Source organism: Blastococcus sp. TF02A-26, assembly GCF_003319125.1.
Classification (GTDB): Bacteria; Actinomycetota; Actinomycetes; order Mycobacteriales; family Geodermatophilaceae; genus Trujillonella.
Genome location: NZ_QOHG01000008.1, coordinates 143,035 through 160,581 on the forward strand (window position 1 = coordinate 143,035; position 17,547 = coordinate 160,581).

At 70.9% G+C, this 17,547-nt stretch carries 16 protein-coding genes; 4 read left to right on the plus strand and 12 right to left on the minus strand.

Annotated features, from left to right (window positions below; all coding sequences use genetic code 11):
• Window positions 1-20: 20 nt before the first annotated feature.
• The 6 genes from DQ240_RS11260 to DQ240_RS11285 all read right to left on the minus strand — a co-directional run bounded on the left by DQ240_RS11260 (window position 21) and on the right by DQ240_RS11285 (window position 5,528).
• Window positions 21-1,115, minus strand: a complete 1,095-nt coding sequence (locus DQ240_RS11260) for a site-specific integrase (RefSeq protein ID WP_113839694.1) — start codon at window positions 1,113-1,115, stop codon at window positions 21-23.
• Between the two features lie 18 nt (window positions 1,116-1,133).
• Entirely contained in the window at window positions 1,134-1,457 is a 324-nt protein-coding gene (locus DQ240_RS11265; RefSeq protein ID WP_113839695.1) for a CopG family transcriptional regulator, read from the minus strand.
• 5 nt (window positions 1,458-1,462) lie between these two features.
• A complete protein-coding gene (locus DQ240_RS11270) occupies window positions 1,463-1,723 on the minus strand; it encodes a hypothetical protein (protein ID WP_113839696.1) in 261 nt (86 codons plus the stop codon).
• Window positions 1,724-1,734: 11 nt separating this feature from the next.
• Window positions 1,735-1,950 carry an AlpA family transcriptional regulator gene (locus DQ240_RS11275; RefSeq protein WP_113839697.1) on the minus strand — a complete coding sequence of 72 codons (216 nt, stop codon included), beginning with the start codon at window positions 1,948-1,950 and terminating at the stop codon, window positions 1,735-1,737.
• Window positions 1,951-2,107: 157 nt separating this feature from the next.
• Complete coding sequence (gene mobF, locus DQ240_RS11280) at window positions 2,108-4,897, minus strand: MobF family relaxase (RefSeq protein ID WP_369832006.1); 2,790 nt, start codon at window positions 4,895-4,897, stop codon at window positions 2,108-2,110.
• 415 nt (window positions 4,898-5,312) lie between these two features.
• On the minus strand, window positions 5,313-5,528 hold the full coding sequence (locus DQ240_RS11285) for a hypothetical protein (protein WP_113839699.1): 216 nt from the start codon (window positions 5,526-5,528) through the stop codon (window positions 5,313-5,315).
• Between the two features lie 341 nt (window positions 5,529-5,869).
• Here DQ240_RS11285 and DQ240_RS11290 point away from each other — a divergent pair, with 341 nt between their 5' ends.
• Window positions 5,870-7,231: a nucleotidyl transferase AbiEii/AbiGii toxin family protein gene (locus tag DQ240_RS11290; protein WP_147261977.1), complete on the plus strand. Its 1,362-nt coding sequence runs from the start codon at window positions 5,870-5,872 to the stop codon at window positions 7,229-7,231.
• Window positions 7,232-7,372: 141 nt separating this feature from the next.
• On the opposite strand, the gene DQ240_RS11295 is transcribed toward DQ240_RS11290, so the two are convergent.
• The 4 genes from DQ240_RS11295 to DQ240_RS11310 all read right to left on the minus strand — a co-directional run bounded on the left by DQ240_RS11295 (window position 7,373) and on the right by DQ240_RS11310 (window position 11,476).
• Window positions 7,373-9,244 carry a DUF4209 domain-containing protein gene (locus tag DQ240_RS11295; protein WP_158548644.1) on the minus strand — a complete coding sequence of 624 codons (1,872 nt, stop codon included), beginning with the start codon at window positions 9,242-9,244 and terminating at the stop codon, window positions 7,373-7,375.
• 84 nt (window positions 9,245-9,328) lie between these two features.
• Window positions 9,329-10,849 carry a hypothetical protein gene (locus DQ240_RS11300; RefSeq protein ID WP_113839702.1) on the minus strand — a complete coding sequence of 507 codons (1,521 nt, stop codon included), beginning with the start codon at window positions 10,847-10,849 and terminating at the stop codon, window positions 9,329-9,331.
• Window positions 10,818-11,075 carry a hypothetical protein gene (locus DQ240_RS11305; protein ID WP_113839703.1) on the minus strand — a complete coding sequence of 86 codons (258 nt, stop codon included), beginning with the start codon at window positions 11,073-11,075 and terminating at the stop codon, window positions 10,818-10,820. The genes DQ240_RS11300 and DQ240_RS11305 overlap by 32 nt, the downstream gene beginning before the upstream one ends.
• On the minus strand, window positions 11,072-11,476 hold the full coding sequence (locus tag DQ240_RS11310) for a hypothetical protein (RefSeq protein WP_147261978.1): 405 nt from the start codon (window positions 11,474-11,476) through the stop codon (window positions 11,072-11,074). The genes DQ240_RS11305 and DQ240_RS11310 overlap by 4 nt, the downstream gene beginning before the upstream one ends.
• A 909-nt stretch (window positions 11,477-12,385) precedes the next feature.
• Here DQ240_RS11310 and chrA point away from each other — a divergent pair.
• Window positions 12,386-13,753 (plus strand): chromate efflux transporter, encoded by a 1,368-nt coding sequence (gene chrA, locus DQ240_RS11315; RefSeq protein ID WP_113839705.1) that lies wholly within the window; start codon window positions 12,386-12,388, stop codon window positions 13,751-13,753.
• 6 nt (window positions 13,754-13,759) lie between these two features.
• Here chrA and DQ240_RS11320 read toward each other — a convergent pair whose 3' ends face one another.
• On the minus strand, window positions 13,760-15,151 hold the full coding sequence (locus DQ240_RS11320) for a CopD family protein (protein WP_113839706.1): 1,392 nt from the start codon (window positions 15,149-15,151) through the stop codon (window positions 13,760-13,762).
• Window positions 15,148-15,705: a copper resistance CopC family protein gene (locus DQ240_RS11325; protein WP_113839707.1), complete on the minus strand. Its 558-nt coding sequence runs from the start codon at window positions 15,703-15,705 to the stop codon at window positions 15,148-15,150. The genes DQ240_RS11320 and DQ240_RS11325 overlap by 4 nt, the downstream gene beginning before the upstream one ends.
• A gap of 280 nt (window positions 15,706-15,985) precedes the next feature.
• Here DQ240_RS11325 and DQ240_RS11330 point away from each other — a divergent pair, with 280 nt between their 5' ends.
• Window positions 15,986-16,753 (plus strand): hypothetical protein, encoded by a 768-nt coding sequence (locus DQ240_RS11330; protein ID WP_113839708.1) that lies wholly within the window; start codon window positions 15,986-15,988, stop codon window positions 16,751-16,753.
• 75 nt (window positions 16,754-16,828) lie between these two features.
• Complete coding sequence (locus DQ240_RS23125; RefSeq protein ID WP_233498642.1) at window positions 16,829-17,515, plus strand: class F sortase; 687 nt, start codon at window positions 16,829-16,831, stop codon at window positions 17,513-17,515.
• Window positions 17,516-17,547: the final 32 nt, after the last annotated feature.

The window sequence follows — 17,547 nt, forward strand, 5'->3', positions numbered from 1 at the left end:
GCTGACCTGGGCTTATGGGTTCAGCGGACGGCGTCAGTCCGCAGGGAGTCCGCAACTCGGCCGAGGACGGAGTCGACGGCGGCCCTGGTCCGGTCGTCGGAGTCGGGCCAGAGATGGCTGTATGTGTCGAGCGTTTCGGCGGCGCTCGCGTGCCCCAGCCGGGCTTGGACCGTCTTCACCGACTCCCCGTGTCGGATGAGCAGGCTCGCGTAGAAGTGCCGCAGCGAGTGCATCGTCACGCCGCTGAGCCCGGCACGTCGCACCGCGGGTCGCCACACGGCCGCGGAGAACGCCGTGCGGCGGATCGGGTCGCCGAGTTCGGTGGTGAAGACGAACTCGGCGGCCGGCCACGTGGCGAGGTGGACCGCCAGGGCGTCGATGACGACCTGGGGCAGTGGGACCATCCGGATCGACGCCTGCGTCTTCGGCGGCGCGAGATAGGGCGCCCGGTCCGGCATGGTCACGAGCTGGCGGTCGACGGTGAGCTGTCGACGGAGGAAGTCGACGCGGTCGACGGTGAGTCCGAGGGCCTCGCCCTGCCGGAGTCCCGTGCCCGCCGCGAGGGTGACCAATGCACGGTATCTGTCCGGTATGGCGTCGGTCAGCGTCTCGACCGCCTCGAGCGTCATCGGTTCGATCCGTTGCCGGTGGACCTTCGGCAGCTTGGTGCCCTCGCAAGGCGAGGCGACGATCCGGCGGTCGCGGACCGCGGCCTTGAAGATCCCCGCGAGAATCCGGTGGACCACACCCACGGTCGCTGGGGCGAGGTCCAGGGACAGATGCTTGACGAGGGACTGGATGTCGCTGGGCAGCACCGAGCCGAGCCGCTTGTCGCCGAGCTTGGGATAGACGTGGCGGCGCAGCATCGTCTCGACGTGGGCGGCGGTGGTGGGCCGGTGCACCTGGGTGGCACGCCACCGCTCGGCGTACTCGCGGAAGGTCACCCGGCCGGCCGCGGGGTCGACGTACTGCCCGGTGACCATCGCGGCGGTCATCTCGTCGAGCCACCGCTGCGCGTCGACTTTCCGCTTGAAGTGCCGGGCGTGCTCCTTACCGGCGGCATCGCGGAACCGCGGCCGGTACGTGCCGTCGGGACGTCTGGCGATCGACGCCATCGCTTCATCGCCTCGCTCTCATGCTCGTCGTTCTCCTGCGGCGACCCGCTCCTCGAGTGCCTCGCGGGCCAGCTGGGAGACCGTCTTGCCCTCCTGGGCCGCGATCTCGGCGGCCCGGTCGCGGGTGCTGGGAGCGATGCGGAAGGTGATGCGTGGTGAGGCGGCAGCCTCGCCGGTCAGGGACGGTCGCCCGGCGCGACGGCGGACCTCCTCGACGATCTCCGCTGCTCGGTCCTCGGTCAGTCGGCTTCCGTCGGCCAGTCGGACGTCCTCGGCGTCGAGGTCGACGTCGGGACCGATGGGCGTGCTGGAAGTGACGGTGGGCGGGACTCGATCGGCCATGGGGCTCATCCTCGGAGCTGGGTGGGCATGACGTGGATGACGAGCAGGTACGGCTGCCCGGCGTCGGCCACCTCGAGCGCGATGATCTCCAGCTCTCGCCCCCGTTCATCGGGTCCGATGTAGAGCCAGGCGTCGGCGCCGCTGCTGGTCGTGACCTGCGTGGGGTCGGTCGTGGCCAGCACGTGCCGGGCGGAGGCCCGGCCGATGCGGTGCCTCCTCGCCGACTGGGTGAACCGGATCTCCCACGCGCTAGTATTGTCCGACACAATGTCTCCGGTCAAGAGCGGCCGGTGGTGGCCTGCCGACGCTGATCGTCGATCCAACTGTGCAGGTCGTCGGAGCGGTAGATGACGCGGCGGCCGAGCCGGAAGCTGCGCGGACCTGTGCCCAGGTGGCGCCAGTACCGGAGGGTGGCCACCGGGGCGCGGAGCAGCTCGGCGGCCTCGGTGATGGTGAGCAGTTCGGGCTCGCGGCGGGCGGGATCGTCGGACATCGCTGGCTCCGGTGGGCTCGGGTGGGATGTGCTCCGTCACTAGAGAAGGCGCCATTCGGGCGCGATTGGTGACAGCCGACCGCCGATGGCTTCCGAAATCCTCCGGTTCTCCTCCTGTTGCTGGCCGCTTGCGGCTGGCCGGTGGTGGCGGCCCTGGTCATCGACCGATGCCCGGTGTCGCGCCGCCGCGGGAGAGGGATGATCCCCGCCGCTCCGCCTCGGGCCGGGGGACGCTGGGCGGGGGTGCGATCGGCCGCGGGGGAGCGGCTGCCGTCCGGTGGCGCGGCCGGTCCTGGCGGTCGCGGGCGGCCTCTCGAGCGGTCATCTGGGCCGCGTGGCCGGGGCCGAGGTCGGCCCGGTCGCGGCCGAAGACGGCGATCCACTGCGCCCGGGCCTCGGCCACGTCGGCCGCGACGAGGTGCGCGGTGTTGGACAACCGCCCGCGGGTCATGCCGACGTAGGCCGAGGCCGCGCCGGTCGCCTCACCGATCACCACGTGCGCGGCGGGAACGCTGTCACCCTGCACGCCGTGCGCGGTGCTGGCGTAGGCCAGCTCCACGTGCTCGGTAACGTAGTCGGCGGGCAGCACCCGGACCCGTGCGCCGGCCGGGGTGACATCGCCCCGGGAGACGTCACCGGTGGTCGTGCCGGCGGTGACCAGCAGCCCACCGCGCCGGCCGACCGCGGTGACGGTCCACGTGTCTCGGTTGGCCACCTCCAGGTCGCGGTCGTTGCGCCGGGTGGCGATCCGGTCGCCGGCGCCGATCCGCTGACCCGCCCGCGTGGTCACGGCCCGGGCGTCGTCGACCCGGCCGTCGGCGACCAGCCGGTGGCGGATAGCGGCGTTGAGTTCGTTGACCTGTTCGCGGGTGTCCGCCACCACTGCGACGTCGGCCGCCTGGGGGTCGCGGGCGGCGATCGCGGCCAGGGCGTCCTGCAGCGCTGCGTGGTCGGGATGCAGGTGGATCCGGCCGCGGGCGAGGAGGGCGTCGAACACCACACCCGGGTTGTCACCCCGCCGCATCGCCATCGTCAGCTCGGCGTACTCGGCGTCCGGAACCGACTGGCCGGTGCCGTCGGTGCGCAGGAAGCGGTGCACCGTTTCCAGAGTCACGTGGGCGGCCGGGCCGACCTGATCGGCGGCCAGGTCCAGGACACCGCCGCGGCCGACCGCGGCGAGCTGGTGGCGGTCGCCGAGCAGCGCCAGCCGGGCCCCGGCCTCGTCGGCGACGGTGAGCAGAGCGCGGGCGGTGTCCTGGTCGAGCATGCCGGCCTCGTCGACGATCAGTAGATCGTCGGGCCGTAGCCGGGTCCCTTCCGTCGGCCCGGTGTGGATGCGGCGCGTGACCGGGTCGACCTCGCCGAGGGCGAGTCGGGTCCACTGGCCGTGCTCGTTCCAGCGCCAGCCGTGGGCGAAGATGAGGGACGCCGTCGACCCGGTGGTCGCCCCGACCTCGGCGCGGGCGACCTGGGCGGCCTTTAGCGTCGGGGTGACCACGACCAGCCGCCGTCCCTGCCGTTCGAGCAGGGCGCGGGTGGTGGCCAGTGTGGTGGTCTTGCCCGCGCCGGCCGCGCCCTCGACGACCATCAAACGCCGGTCGCCGGTCAGGGCGGCGACCGCGGCGGCCTGACCGGCGTCCAGGCCCCGGACAACGCCGGCCGGCAGCGGCGCCAGCCGCTGTGCACCCAGCGGTGCCTGGCCGGCGCGGGCGGCGAACCGGATGCGCAGGTCGGCCTCCACGTCGAGCACCGGCAGCGAGGTCCAGGACCGGACGTGTTCCGGCACTCCCTCCCGGTCGACCAGGGGAACGCACCGGCCGAGAGCGCGGGCGGTGAGGTCCTCGGCCAGCTCGAGGCGCACCGCCGCCTCGGCGACGATCTGCTCGGCGGCGAGCAGCCGCTCGACCTCGCCGCGGACGTCGGCGCCGTTCCAGGCCGAGCGGCCGGCGCCCAGCCGGGTCAGCACGGTGTCGACGGCAGCCTCGCGGTCGAGCGCGCCGATCGGCGTCGGCGCCAGCGAGACTGGCTGGGCGGGATCGCGATAGCCCAGCGACCCCAGCTCGGCACGCCAGCGCGCCACGAGGTCGGCCTCGGAGCGGGGGATGACCTTGTCCGGGCGCCCCTCGGCCCAGGCGCGGGCGTCCCAGGCCCGCCGCAGCGCCGGACCGGGCCGTTCTCCGGGGTGCGCCGCTCTCCAGTCGCGTTCGTAACGGTCCAGGTTGCGCCCGATCTGGGCCGCCCTTGCGCTGAACGGGCCGACGTAGGCGGCAAGCTCCAGGATTTCTCCAGTCGCATCCAGGGTGTAGCCGTGCGAGGCGAGTGCGGCCCGGAACTGCGGATCGCAAACGACGGCAGCGTGCCCGATTCCGTTGAGCGCGGCGAGGAAGTCGCGGATGCCAACGGTGTGCAGCCCGCGCCATTGTTCGGCGGCGAACACCCGGGCGCCGATCTGCAGGTGCAGATGCCGGTGCGGGTCTCCGGCACGGGAGGTGTAGTGCCGCACCGTCACCGCCTCTAGCATCCCCACCCGCACCTGCACCTGGCCGCCGCGCGGGCCGACCCGGGTGGTGGCGTGGGCGGCGAGCCAGCCGATGATCTGGGTGGCGGCGCGGTCCTGGGCGGCGTCGTAGGCGGCCGCGACGTCGTCATGCATCGCGGCGGCCAGCGACCAGGACTTCGGGCCGTTGACCACCACCTCGACGAACCGCACCGCACGCTCGTCGGTGCGCAGCCGCCCCCGCGGGTCGCCGGTGTCCGGATCGCGGCCGGCCACCCAGGTTTCGTAGGTCTCCCCTGTAAGCGGCGCCCGCTCGGCCACGCGTCCGTCGCGGGCCACGAAGCGGCGGGCCAGTCCGGTGCCCTCGGTCAGGTAGTAGTCATCGGCCCGGCCCCGGTCGGCCTCCAGATACGCCCGGGCCGCCGCCGCCGACCCGGCGTACACCTTCATCCCACCGCGCATTCTCAACGCCACCCAATAATGACCAATAGGTCACCCCTAGAAACGGCGATGGGCCCCGTGAAGCGGGGCCCGGACTACCTCTATTGGTAGCATGCGTGCCGTTCTGCGGTAAATACGAGAGCTTGCGCGGGAATGGCTTCAGTGGTGGGCGGCAACTCTTCGATGCCGTCATGTCGTTGGCTATTGATGCCGATTGCTGATTAGGCAACTCGTCTGTGGCTGGGGGCTATAGGTGCAGACGACGATCAGCTCCGCCTATGTGCCGGCTCGCGTCACGGGGCCGCCTGCGACCCGGGGGCGTGGACGTTGAGCGACAGCCGGATGACGAGGCTGCCAGTGGCCGGCGGGATGTCCCGGTTATCCGCCCCATGCGGGCCACGGCGTCCCCTCCGCCGTGTCGGTGTTAGCCGGCCGCGATGTCCCGGGCGAGCGCCCGCCCGCCGTCCGGGTCCAGCTGCAGACCCATGTCGTCGTGGACGCGTCGCAGTTCGGCGAGAACCTCGGTCTCGGGTTGCCCGGCGTAGTCCCGGCGGACCTGGGCGATGCTCTCTTCGAGGGCTGCCATGGCGCCGAACTGACGGCCGGCGTCGCCGTGGAAGTTGGGGCCCTGCTGGGTCATGGGTGCGCCTCTCGTCGTGGGGTGCCCACAGGATGCGACCTTGACGGTAGGCGACTGGGGTCAGCGGGCCTCGCTGGGCGCGCCGCCTGCCGAAGGCGGCGGGTGGTCGCCTTGGCGCGGGGGGTACCCCTGCCACCGTGCAAGCGCACGAGTTCGCCGCTGAACTATGGATGCATGCCGACTTCGTGACCCCAGCCTGCCTCTGGCGCCGGTGCCACCAGAGCAGTATTTGGCCGGCCTTCGGCCTCGGCCCCTCGGCGCCCGCGAGCCGCGGCGTCCAGAGGAGGCGTCCGGTGCGACGCTGATGTCAAGAGAATGTGCCGACCACCCCGGAGCGAACCATGATCGAGCGGGAGGAGCTGGTTGAGAAGTCCGAGGAGTTCGGACTCCATATCAGCGACGTACAGCGTGACTACGTCTTCGGCTGGCTCCTCAGCGGTCTCTTCCAAGACTCCAGCGACGGACTCGTACTCAAGGGCGGAAACGCACTCCGCAAGGCCTGGCTGCCTGAGACTCGGTTCTCGGACGACCTCGACTTCTCGACGCGAGGGGTCCTTGATCCTGAGCAGCTACTCACTCGGTTCAACTCTGTTTGCACCCTCGTGCACGCCAGGACAGGCGTCCGGTTCGATCTTGACCGCAACGCCATCGTCAAAGAGCAGCTCATCGACGCAAGCAAGCGCGTCTACAAGATGCGCTTGTACTTCAACGACTTCAGCGGCCATGCGGACCACCTGACGCTCAAGGTCCGCCTGGATGTCACTGAGGGCGACCGCCTGCACTTGCCCGTTCAAACCCGCAGCCTTATCCACCCGTACTCCGATGCCGCCGACTGTGCCGTCGACGTCAAGGTCGTGAAACTGGAGGAGGCGCTGGCAGATAAGCTGGCGTGTCTCATCTCGCGCAGGTACGCCTATGACCTCTTCGACCTCGTATATGGACTCTTCGTACGGTCGGATCTGCCCGTGAATCGAGGCGAGGTTGTGCATACCTTCCTTCGGAAGAGCGCCTTCGAGCGGAGCCCCGTTACGGCCCGGGACGTCCTGATCAACACGCCGCTCGACCTGTTGAGTCAATACTGGTCAAAGATCGTTTGTCCGAAGGCATCTCTGTTCTCTTTCGACCATGCTCTCGAGACACTCAAGGCCGGCGTCGCCAGTCTGTTTGCTCCGTTCAGATACGGCGCGGGACACGCGCCTGCCTACTTCCCGCCCCAGCTCCGTAACGCCATCCTGCAGGCGGCCACTGACCTCACCCTTCTGCGCCTGGTTTACCAAGGGCGCGAGCGGCTGGTGGAGCCGTATTCGCTCGCCTACACCCTCAGGCGGAGCGACGGTATCGCGCAAGAGTACTTCTGGGCGTACGACCGCACCGGTGGACGAACTGGCCCTGGGATTAAGTCGTTCATTCGGAGCGGTATCCAAGGTATGGCTAATACGGATATCGCCTTCCAGCCGCGATTCCAAGTTGAGTTGTCCAAGGCGCCTACGCGCGGAGGGGTCAGCACCTTCGCCGGGCGCAGTTCCTCTCGGTTTCCCGCTGCTGGCAGAGCCGCGCGGAGTTCTGGGGGTGTGACGTTTACGGTCGAGTGTCCGTACTGCGGGAAGCGCTTCACCCGTAAGACGAGCAGCACCAGACTGAATCCGCATAAGGATCGCTGGGGTTATCCTTGCTCGGGTCGGTCGGGCTACCGCGCGTACTAGGGCTCCCCAATGGTCTCCCAGCCATTGCAAGGAGTGTCACCCCCCACTGGAGCCTTTCAGGGATCATGAGGCGCGACTGAGCAACAGGATTGGTGCGCTGTCGCGGTGTAGAGACGGCGTGGTGGCAACGAATCTGGGACGCTACGAGCCAGGCGGAGTGTCGGAGCCACTGCCCGACGTAGCTGGGGAGTCCCCTACGTCAGACGCCTCGTCCTTGGCTGGCTGCGTCATGTTCCAGAGGGGCACGACCACCAACTTCAGACATAGCCACCAAACGTAAACCGAAGATGCGCTCCACGCTTGGGCGTCGTCCAACAGTCCATGAGCGGCGTTGTGTCGCAAATTGGGGCCATTCTGTTCAACCAGCATCGCCTGGAGTTCGAACTGGAGCGACTCACCGAGGATCTGCGCTGTCTCCGGCATGGAAAGCAGCGAGGGCAGGCTCTTCTCCGACTCCACGCCGTATGCGTCAACGAACAGCGTGTGCACCCCTCGGCGCTTGAGGACGCCCCGGATCAGTTGTTCGATCTGAGGGACTAGGACGGCCGCGGCGGAGGCGAAGTCGCCGTTCAGGCCGTGGCGGAGGCCGCGGGCCCAGAGATCCTCGTGTCCCGACGGTACGAGGGGGGACTCGGCGCATACGCGTTGCAGGAAACCGAAGTTGTACCGGTGCTCGAAAGTCACAACCTCGTGTGCAGGGATGATGAAGCCGGTGACCGCGATTCCGGTCGATATCTGGAGCGTCCGACTCATGTCGGACTGAATGGCAGCCTCCGCATGGTCGACCGCGCCGTCGGAGGAGGCGACCTTCCGACCGTCGGAGCTGTAGGTGACGTTGCCGAGGAGGTGTCGGAGCGAGCCTTCGGCAAGTTCTTCGGCGTGCGCGCGGGCTCGTGCGACGTCCGTGAGCGGGTAAATCGTTGCCATCGCGACCAACGCCTCGAGCTCTGCGAGACCTGATACGCGGCGCCGGGTCTCGATGACCGCTTCGGTGAGATCGATGGGGCCGGTCGATATCCGCATCATGGACTCGAGTGCCAGTTCGCGGCTGTCCTCTAAGCGCTGTCGGAGTTCCCTGAGCCGATGGTCGTGTCCATGCTCAATCCGGTAGCTGCGGGGAAGTGTACGTAGTGTCGCGATCGCCTTCTCCAGGAAGTGGTCGGCGGCGATCGCTGCCCCACTGTCGGATGCCAGTCGTTCGTCGGCCTCCGCGACGTAGAGATCGGCGACGCGCTCTAATGAAGCGTGCACTCCCTGTTGGTCATCCACGGACGCCAGCCACTGCTGGGCTGCACGCTCCAGGTGTCGTGCCAGACGAGCCTTGTCGTCGTCGGCGGCGGCTGCGGCAAGTTCGACGAACTTTGCGGCCAAGGCGGTGCGCTCAGGCGGATCCATGCTGGCACATCGCTTCAGCATGTCGGACATGTCGCACAGCACGAACCCGTCGCTGCGGTCGCCGCTCAGGATGCGGGCGTGTAGGGCTGCGCTTATTTCCTGGAGTCTCGCCAATTCTGCTCGACCGCGGCGGCGTGCGAGCTCAATCGCGCGTTGCCATTCGGCGTGTCCGTTTCGGTGCCACTCGTCCGGATCAAGGGAAGCGGCGCGGTACGTGTCAATCGCCAGTCCGAGCATGGCGTGATCCGAGCGATCGGCCATCCAAAGGATATCGGCGAGCCTTGCTCGCATGGGCCGCTGTTCGACTAGCGGGAGGGTGCGGCGCAGCAAGTCGAGTTGCGCCTCGTCTAGATCGTCTGGCAGCGCTGAGCGCTTGCCATCCCACACCATCATCGGCTTGAACGGCTCATCCCAGTCTTCGGGGCGGAGCATCGATGAGGTTGCCAAGTGCAAGGCGATTAGGACGGCACGCTGGAGGCTGTCGGCAGGCGCGGCCTTCGCCAGGTCTGCGATTCGCATGCTCGCAAGCTCAACGACGCGACGGGGACCGTCATCGTCCGAGTTGGCAAACGCTTCCGCCCACCATGACGGATCGATGTCGGACTCCTCCGAACTCAAAGAAGACTCCCTCCGCGAGATTGAGCGTCAACGTAGGTGTGAGATGACCGGGGGCACATCCTTGTTGCCAACCCGCGGCGGCAATCACGTCAAGCCACTCCAGCCACCGGGGTAGTGTCGCGAGCGACAGGCTGATGCCAATATCAGGGACAACACCGGCTCTACTGGCGCGCTCAAGAGTGACCTCGCGCTCTGCACACCCCACGGCTCGAACTCGACCCGTGGCAGCGGCCACACGTCTGTGCCACCCCGTTTCCACCGGGCCTTGCCCTCGTCGGCGCTCGTCGCCTGCGGAACGACGCGAAGTGCGTTGATGTTGTCGCGCACACCCTCGTACAAGTCCTTGTCTCCAAGGTGGCGAGCGAGGTCCAGGACGACGGTGGCGAGGTAACTCGACGTCCGGCGCTCCATCGTCGTGCTCGCGAGCGAGCCCGCAAGCAGACGCTCTGCGGTCTTTTCCTCATCCTCAGCGAGAGACGCCAACCCGAGGCCGGCCAGATCCTCGTCGTATCGATCGAGTAACCAGCGCGCCACCCGACCGAGGTACGCCTTGGCCGCCATGGGGTCGAAGGTTGCGAGCATCACGGTGACGGCGACGACCGAGGGCGCGAAGAGGTCACCAACTGGCCGGGCGGCGCCGGGCTGCTTGGCCAAGCCGCGCAGCGCCTCCTCGAACCGGGTAGCCGCGTCGCCGTCCCCGTCCTCTCGAGCCAGCGCCAGCCCGAGGGCGAGGGCTTCCGCCACCCGGCAGCAGATCACCGGGTACGTCAACATGGCCAACTGGCTCACCGTTGAACGAACGAAGTCGAGCGGGTCCTTTAGCAAGGGCTCGGTCTGGTCGCAGATCTGCAAGGCCAGTCCGAGAACCAACCGCTTCGCCGCCGATTTCGCGTCGCCGGAAGCAGCAGGATCGTGCTCGGTCGCGCGGACGAGCTGGAGGCCGACGCTCATCGCTAGGTCGAGCCGCTTGGTCCGCAGCAGCGCATTGACGAGGATCGCGGCCTCAACCGACGCGCGCGGGGCGGCGCCCGTCGGCGGGAGCCAGCGCCGCGTGTACATCTCGATGCGCCGGTCGGTGACTCCGCCGTCCCGCACGGACGTCAGCATCCCCATGAGGTCGGCCTGTACCTCGTCTCCGGCCACGTCAACGATCGGGTCGTCGCACAGGCACTCAACGAGGTCGGGCTTCTCCCAGATCTCCAGGTCTGCGAGACCCCTGGCCTCCACCGACTTGCGGTACTCGGTGACGTCGGTTGGGGCTGCGCCCTTCAGGCGGCCAGTCGTGACCAGCACCGCGACGCGCGGGAGGTCAGGATCGAAGGACGGGTGCCCGACGGTGTTGTACTCGCACTCCTCCAACTGCGGGCGGACCGCGCGCCACTCCGGCTGGCCGATGTCCCCGGCCTTGGACTGGATGACGTACTGCCGTGTCTCGCCCGTTTCCGGGTCGGTCTTCTTGGCCAGGACGTCCTTCCCAAACTCAAAGGCACCGTGGATGAAGTGGATGTCGGTGAAGCCGCGAGCGTGGAGGAGTGCCAGCAGAGGGCCGTCGAACTCGCGCTCGGTGAGGGTGTCAAGGAAGGTCCCGACGACGTCGCGAAGCAAGCCACTCCTCCTTTCGTCGTTCCAGGATCGCGTCGAGGCGCGCTTCCTGCTCGGGCGTGGGTTGCTTGTCGCGCAACTTCTCGGCCTGATCCGGGTGCATGACGATCGTGAGGTTGGGGCGACCCTCGTCATCGAAGGTCATTTCAATCGTCTCCAGGGTTTCGGCGACCACGTCGAAGAAGTCACGGCCCCCGGCGTCGATGGTGTTGCCGTGCTCCTCGGTCACGGCGGAGATGTGCTCAGCATGCCGCGGACCATCTGCCCGCCCATCGAGTCGGCAAGCGCGTACAGGTCTGCCAGAAACTGGTCCCGGTTGAACGCCGCCACGTCCTCGATCGACACCGTCCACTCGTGCCGGATGGCCATCGGGCGGTAGAGCGACGACGCCTCTTCCGGGAGCGGAGCGCCCTCGGTCTGCGGCGGTGGCCCCTCAGCCAATTCCTCGCGGGTCACCTGCGCCAGCAGCGGGTGGAGAGCGCGGGCCAGTTCCCGCGAAGCGTCGCTGAACCAGCGCACCCCGCCGATGTCGTACTCGCGTGGCATGACCCACGGCCCCTCGGGCCGGTCGACCGAGGCATTCAGGGCTTCCACGGGGTCCGCGACCTCCGGAGCGTCCTCGCTGTCCATGTCATCCATCTTGTCGCAGGCCTCCGACAGTCTCCGGGAAAGCGGATTGTGCAGAGTTGCCCCGCCGACGACGACCGCGTGATCAGCCGCTGCGTCTTTGGTGGGCGATTCGACGCGGTCGGCGACTTGAACCGCCGTCCGCTAGGCGAACGGCCATCGGTGACCGCTGGCTCTTGCTGACCAGCTTGCGGCCGAGTTCCGCCATTGCCAGTTGGGGATCCCCTTGTACGCGTCCCGCGCGGCGATCCCCGGGTGGTGATGACCTGACTGGTGATCCCGGAGCTTTGAGTGACCCGGAGTAACCGGTCAGGTCATCACAGTCCACAGTCTCCTGGCCGTTCCCCACAACCGGCTCTCATCCGGCTGCGACGGGTCGGGGGAAGGGTGGGCCGCAGGCCCATCCCGCAGGGACGCGCAGCGCCCTTCCGGCGACCCGTCGAAGCCGGCATCCTCGGCCGGCTGTGGAGCGGGGTCGCCGTCACCAACGCCGTCGGGATCGCCCCTCGCCCAGGAGTCCTGAGCCCGCAGCCAGTCCGCAGATTGTCCGCAACTTCTCCGACTCAGACCATCCCCCGCCAACGGCGTCCAACTGGAAAACCGCAGCTCAGCGCACAAATCCGTCGATCTCCATATTCGGCAGAACGTCGACGTACCGTTCCCGGCGTACAGGCCGACTCGTCCGTCGCCCCCGCCGGGGTCCGCGCGCCGGCCCTCGGGATGCGCGCTCCGCGCGCCGGGTGGACCATCGACGGGACGTCACCGCGGTGGCGCAGCGCCACGCCTGACCGGGTGGAGGGGGAACTCCTCGGCCAGGCACCGGTCCGGGTTCAGAGCTCCGCTCCCCGGCCCGGCGCTGCCCGCGCGGGGGCGGCCACCCTCCGTTCACCTCCGCTGCCTACGCTGCCCGCGATGAGCGACCAGGTGGTGCCCGCACCGGTGATCCCCTTCCGCACCGCCGTCCGCGCCTGGTTCCTGATCTCGCTGCAGACCTTCGGCGGACCGGCCGGCCAGATCGCGGTCATGCAGCGCACGCTCGTCGACGAGAAGCGCTGGATCGGGCAGCGCCGGTTCCTGCACGCCATGAACTACTGCATGCTGCTGCCCGGCCCGGAGGCCCAGCAGCTGGCCACCTACGTCGGCTGGCTGCTGCACGGCACCCGGGGCGGGCTGGTCGCCGGCGGACTGTTCGTGCTCCCCGGTGTGGTCGCCCTGCTCGCCCTCTCGGCGGTCTACGTCGCCTTCGGGACGACGACCGCGGTCCTCGCGCTCTTCGCCGGCCTCGCGCCCGCCGTGGTCGCGATCGTCGTCCAGGCGGTGGTCCGGGTGGCGAAGAAGGCGCTGAACGGCCCAGCGCTCGTCGCCATCGCCGTCGCGTCCTTCCTCGCGCTGGCTCTGTTCGGGGTGCCCTTCCCGGTCGTCGTCGCGGTGGCCGGGCTCGCCGGCTGGACGCTGGGCCGGCTCCGGCCGGACGCGCTGCCCGAGCGGGCGGCGGAGGCCACCGACTCCGGTCCGCCGCCGGTCGTCTCGGACGACGTCCTGCACACCGAGGCGCCCTCGACCCGCCGGACCCTGCGCGTGCTGCTCGCCGGGCTGCTGCTGTGGGGCCTGCCGATCGGGCTCGTCGCGCTGCTCGGCACCGGCGGCGTCCTCACCGAGCAGGCGCTGTTCTTCTCGGGCACGGCGGTGGTGACCTTCGGCGGTGCCTACGCGGTGCTCGCCTACGTCGCCCAGCAGGCGGTGTCGGTGTACGGCTGGCTGGCGCCGGGGGAGATGGTCCGCGGTCTCGCGCTGGCGGAGACCACGCCGGGGCCGCTGATCATGGTCGTCCAGTTCGTCGCGTTCCTGGGTGCCTACCGGGATCCGGGCTCGCTCGACCCGTGGGCGGCCGCCGTCCTGGCCTCGCTGCTGGTCACCTGGGTGACGTTCGTGCCGAGCTTCCTGTTCGTGCTGCTCGGCGCCCCCTACATGGAGCGGCTCCGGGGCAACCGGTCGCTGTCGGCGGCGCTGACCGGCATCACCGCCGCCGTCGTCGGGGTCATCGCGAACCTCGGCGTCTACTTCGCCGTCCACACGCTCTTCGGCGACAGCTCGCGCCTCGAGTGGGGCCCGCTGGGCCTGGAGCTGCCGGAGCCCGGTTCGGTGCGGTGGCTGGCCGTCGCGATCGCCGTCCTGGCCGCGGTGCTGCTGTTCCGGCTGCGCTGGTCGGTGCTGCGCACCCTCGGCGTCTGCGCCCTCGTCGGCCTCGCCGCCGGACTCGCCGGCGTGCCGGTCGGCTGACCGGCGTCAGCGGACCTCGAGGACGCCGGTGAACTCCGCCGAGTGCCGGCTGGTGAAGGGGTAGCTGCCCGGTGTCCCCGGTGCCGGGAACGAGGTCAGGGACCCGGAGGGGATGACGGCGTCGAACGAGCCGTCCTCGGCGGTGAGGGTGACGTCGGTGTCGGTCGGGTTGTGCACGGTCACCACGGCGCCGGCCGTCACCGGCTCGGTCACGGTGAAGCCACCGGGGTCGACCAGGACCGGCACGACCAGGTCGCCGTGGTCGTGCCCGGGCGGCGGGCTGAACTCCTCCGCCGGGTCCGCGGCCGGCGCCGGACCGGTCGCCGCCGCGGCGGTCCCCGCCGGCGGCGCGGCCGCGGCAGGGGGCGGGGAGGCCGCGAGCGCGACGGCCAGCGCGACCGTCGCCAGCATGACGGCGACCTCGACGGCGGCGAACCGGCGGAAGCTCCCGGTCGCGCCCCCCGCGAGCCGGGGCAGCGTGCGCCGGCGGTGGTGCCGGCCGAGGGCGAGCAGCGCCGCCAGGGCGAGCGTCTTGCCGACGAGCAGCACGCCGTAGCCCGAGGCGAGCCCGGCCAGGAGGCCGGCACCCTCGGCGAGAACCAGCCAGCCGGCGAGCAGGCCCGAGCCGCCGACGGCGGTCGCGGCGACCAGCGCCACGGCGCTGAACCGGCCGGCGACGCGGGGGAGGACCGCGCCGTCGCGCCCGTGGAGCAGGACGGCCAGCAGCCCGCTGACCCAGACGCAGGCGGCCACCACGTGCACGGCGAGCGTGGCCGTCGTCAGCAGGTGGTCCTCGGCCGCGGCGGAGTGACCGGTCAGCACGGTCGGGAAGACCAGGCCCGCCGCGGCGGCGACGACCAGCAGCACCCCGGCGGTCCCGGAGCCGGTGCACCGCCGGGCCCCGACCGCGACGACGACGGCCGCGGCGACCGAGCCGAACAGGGCGTCACCGGCCGGCGCGGAGGCCAGGAACACCCGGGCCGACTCCGCGGTCAGCCGGCCCGGCGGCACCCCCACCAGCCGGGCGAGGGCCAGGACGGCCTGCACGACGGCGGCCACGCCCCAGGCGGCGGCCCACCAGGAGGCGGCGCGGACGGCGCGCCGCGACGCGCCCGGCAGCACCCGGCCGGGCAGCAGCACGGCGGCGAACAGCAGCGCGCCGACCGTGCCCAGCGCGGCGATCCGGACGGCGAGCGTCACGACCGGCAGACCCCAGTCGACCAGCGGCCCGGGCGCGGAGAGGCCGGGGGCGGGCGAGGTGGGGGCGGCGCCGCCCACGACGAGCGCGAGGACCAGGACGGCACCCAGGCCGAGCCCGGCGGCGGCACCCAGCCCCGCGGTCGACCGCCGCGCCGGCGCCGTCCCCTCGACGACGGGCGCGGGGAGGAGGGCGGTCACCGGCGGCCGCGCAGCTGCCGGGCGCCCAGGACGAGGGCGAGCAGGAGCACCGCCGCGGCGCCGAGGCCGATGACCAGGCCGGACGACGACGAGCCGGCCGGCTGCCCGGCCGAGGCCTCGCTGACCGGCGCCGGGGTGCCGGTCGGGTCCCCGGCCACGGTGAAGGACAGCGTCCCGGAGACGGGGTGACCGTCGGCGGAGGTCACCCGCCAGGCGACGGAGTAGGCGCCGGCGGGCAGGTCGGCGGTGAGGGGCTGGGTCAGGGTCGTGCCGACGACCTCGGCCGCTCCCCGGGTCGCATCCGTGCCGTCCGGTCCGGTCACGGCCACCTCCGCGCCCAGCTCCTGGACGACACCGGAGAACTCCAGCGCCACCTCCGCCGGCGCGGTGGTCACCGACGAGCCGTCCGCCGGCGTGGCGCCGGTGAGCGCGTCGTGCGCCGAGGCGGCGGGGATGCCGAGTCCGACCAGCACCACGGAGAGCGCGGTGCCGAGCGCGAGCGTCGACAGCAGTCGCCGGAGAGGTGTTCCCGGGGCGGGGGGTCGTCGGCTCATGTCCGGCCTTCGCACGCCGACGGCCCGCCGGTTCGGCGGTGCTGCGGGGACCAGGGGACACGTCGCGGTGAACCGATCCCGACCCGGTCGCCGAAGACCCCGCAGAGACGGCAGTCGAGCCCCCGGGCCGGAGTCGCCGTCCGGCCCCTTCCCCGGGCCCGAACCGCGGTCGACGCACCCCACGCGCCGGCCGGACCGACCGGTCGCGGCAACAGCCCGCGCCGGGACCGCCCTCGTCCCTGCGACGTCGGTGCACACCTCTCAACCCCAGGAGAAGTCCATGCGCAAGGCACTCGCACTCCCCACCGTCGCCCTGGCCGCGGCGGCGTTCCCGCTCCTGACGATGACCGGCGCCTCCGCCCACGAGGGCGCGCACAGCTACCAGGCGGACCTCGGTGCGCTCAACGAGTCCGGCGTCAGCGGCACCGGCATGGTGACCATCGACGGCACCACCGCCACGGTCATGATCAACGCCTCCGGTCTGCTGGCCGGTGCGCCGCACGCGCAGCACTTCCACATCGGTGCCCAGGGCGCGTGTCCGACCGAGGCCGACGACACCAACGGCGACGGCTTCGTCAGCGTCTCCGAGGGCGTGCCCTACTACGGGGCCATCGGCTCGTCGCTGACCACCACGGGTGACACCAGCCCCGACAGCGGCCTGGCGATCGACCGGTTCCCGACCGACGGCACCATCGCCTACGAGCGCACCTTCGAGGTCACCCCCGACGTCGCCGCGTCGTTCGAGGCCGGCACCGCGGTGCTGGTCCTGCACGGCGTCGACAAGGACGGCAGCGGCACCTACGACGGCGACGTCATGAGCGACCTCGACCCGTCGCTGCCCATGGAGGCCACCGCTCCGGCCGCCTGCGGGTCCTTCGACGCCGCCCAGATGGGCACCGCGCCCACGGGTGGCGCGGAGACCGGTGGCGGCAGCACCGCCGGCATGGAGCAGCAGGTCGCCATGGGCGTCGGTGCCGCCGCGCTCGTCGGCGCGGCTGCGGCCGGTGCCGTCGCCTACCGCCGTCGCCAGGCCACCGACCAGGCCTGATCCGGACGCCGTGTCGCGCGGAGCCTCCTCCCGCGCGGCACGGCCCGGCCGGCTCCCCAGCCTCCGGAGGACCCCGTGACCGCACGCCGTTCGTCTCGCACCTGGCTCCTCGCCGCTCTCGCCCTGGCGGTGATCGGGGTCGTCGCCCTGGTCGTGCTGGTCACCGGGCAGCAGTCCCCGCCGCAGCCGTCGCCGGCGGCGGGCGGCACGAGCTCCTCGGCGGCATCCCCGGGCGAGGACGACCCCGCGCCCCCTCCGCCGTCACCCGACGGCACGCCGACCGCGGAGGCCGCACCGGTCGCGGCGCCAGTGTCGGTGGCGGTCCCGACCATCGGCGTCACCAGCGACCTGATGGACCTCGGCCTGAACCCCGACGGCACCGTCGAGGTCCCCCCGCTGGAGCGGGACGACCGCGCCGGCTGGTACGAGCCCGGCCCGGAGCCCGGCGCCGTCGGCCCGGCCGTGATCCTCGGTCACGTCGACTCCGCCGAGTACGGACCGGGCGTCTTCTACGACCTCGGGGCGCTGACCCCCGGTGACCCGATCGAGGTCTCGCGCGCCGACGGGACCGTGGCGGTCTTCACGGTGGACCGGGTCGAGGTCCACCCCAAGGACGAGTTCCCGACCATCGAGGTCTACGGCAACACCCCGGACCCGCAGCTGCGCCTGATCACCTGCGGCGGCGACTTCGACAACTCGGCCCGGAGCTACGAGGACAACGTCGTCGTCTTCGCCTCCCTTCGGGAGACGCGCGCCGCCTGAGCCGGGCGCTCGAACGCGTCGGTGGGAGAGAG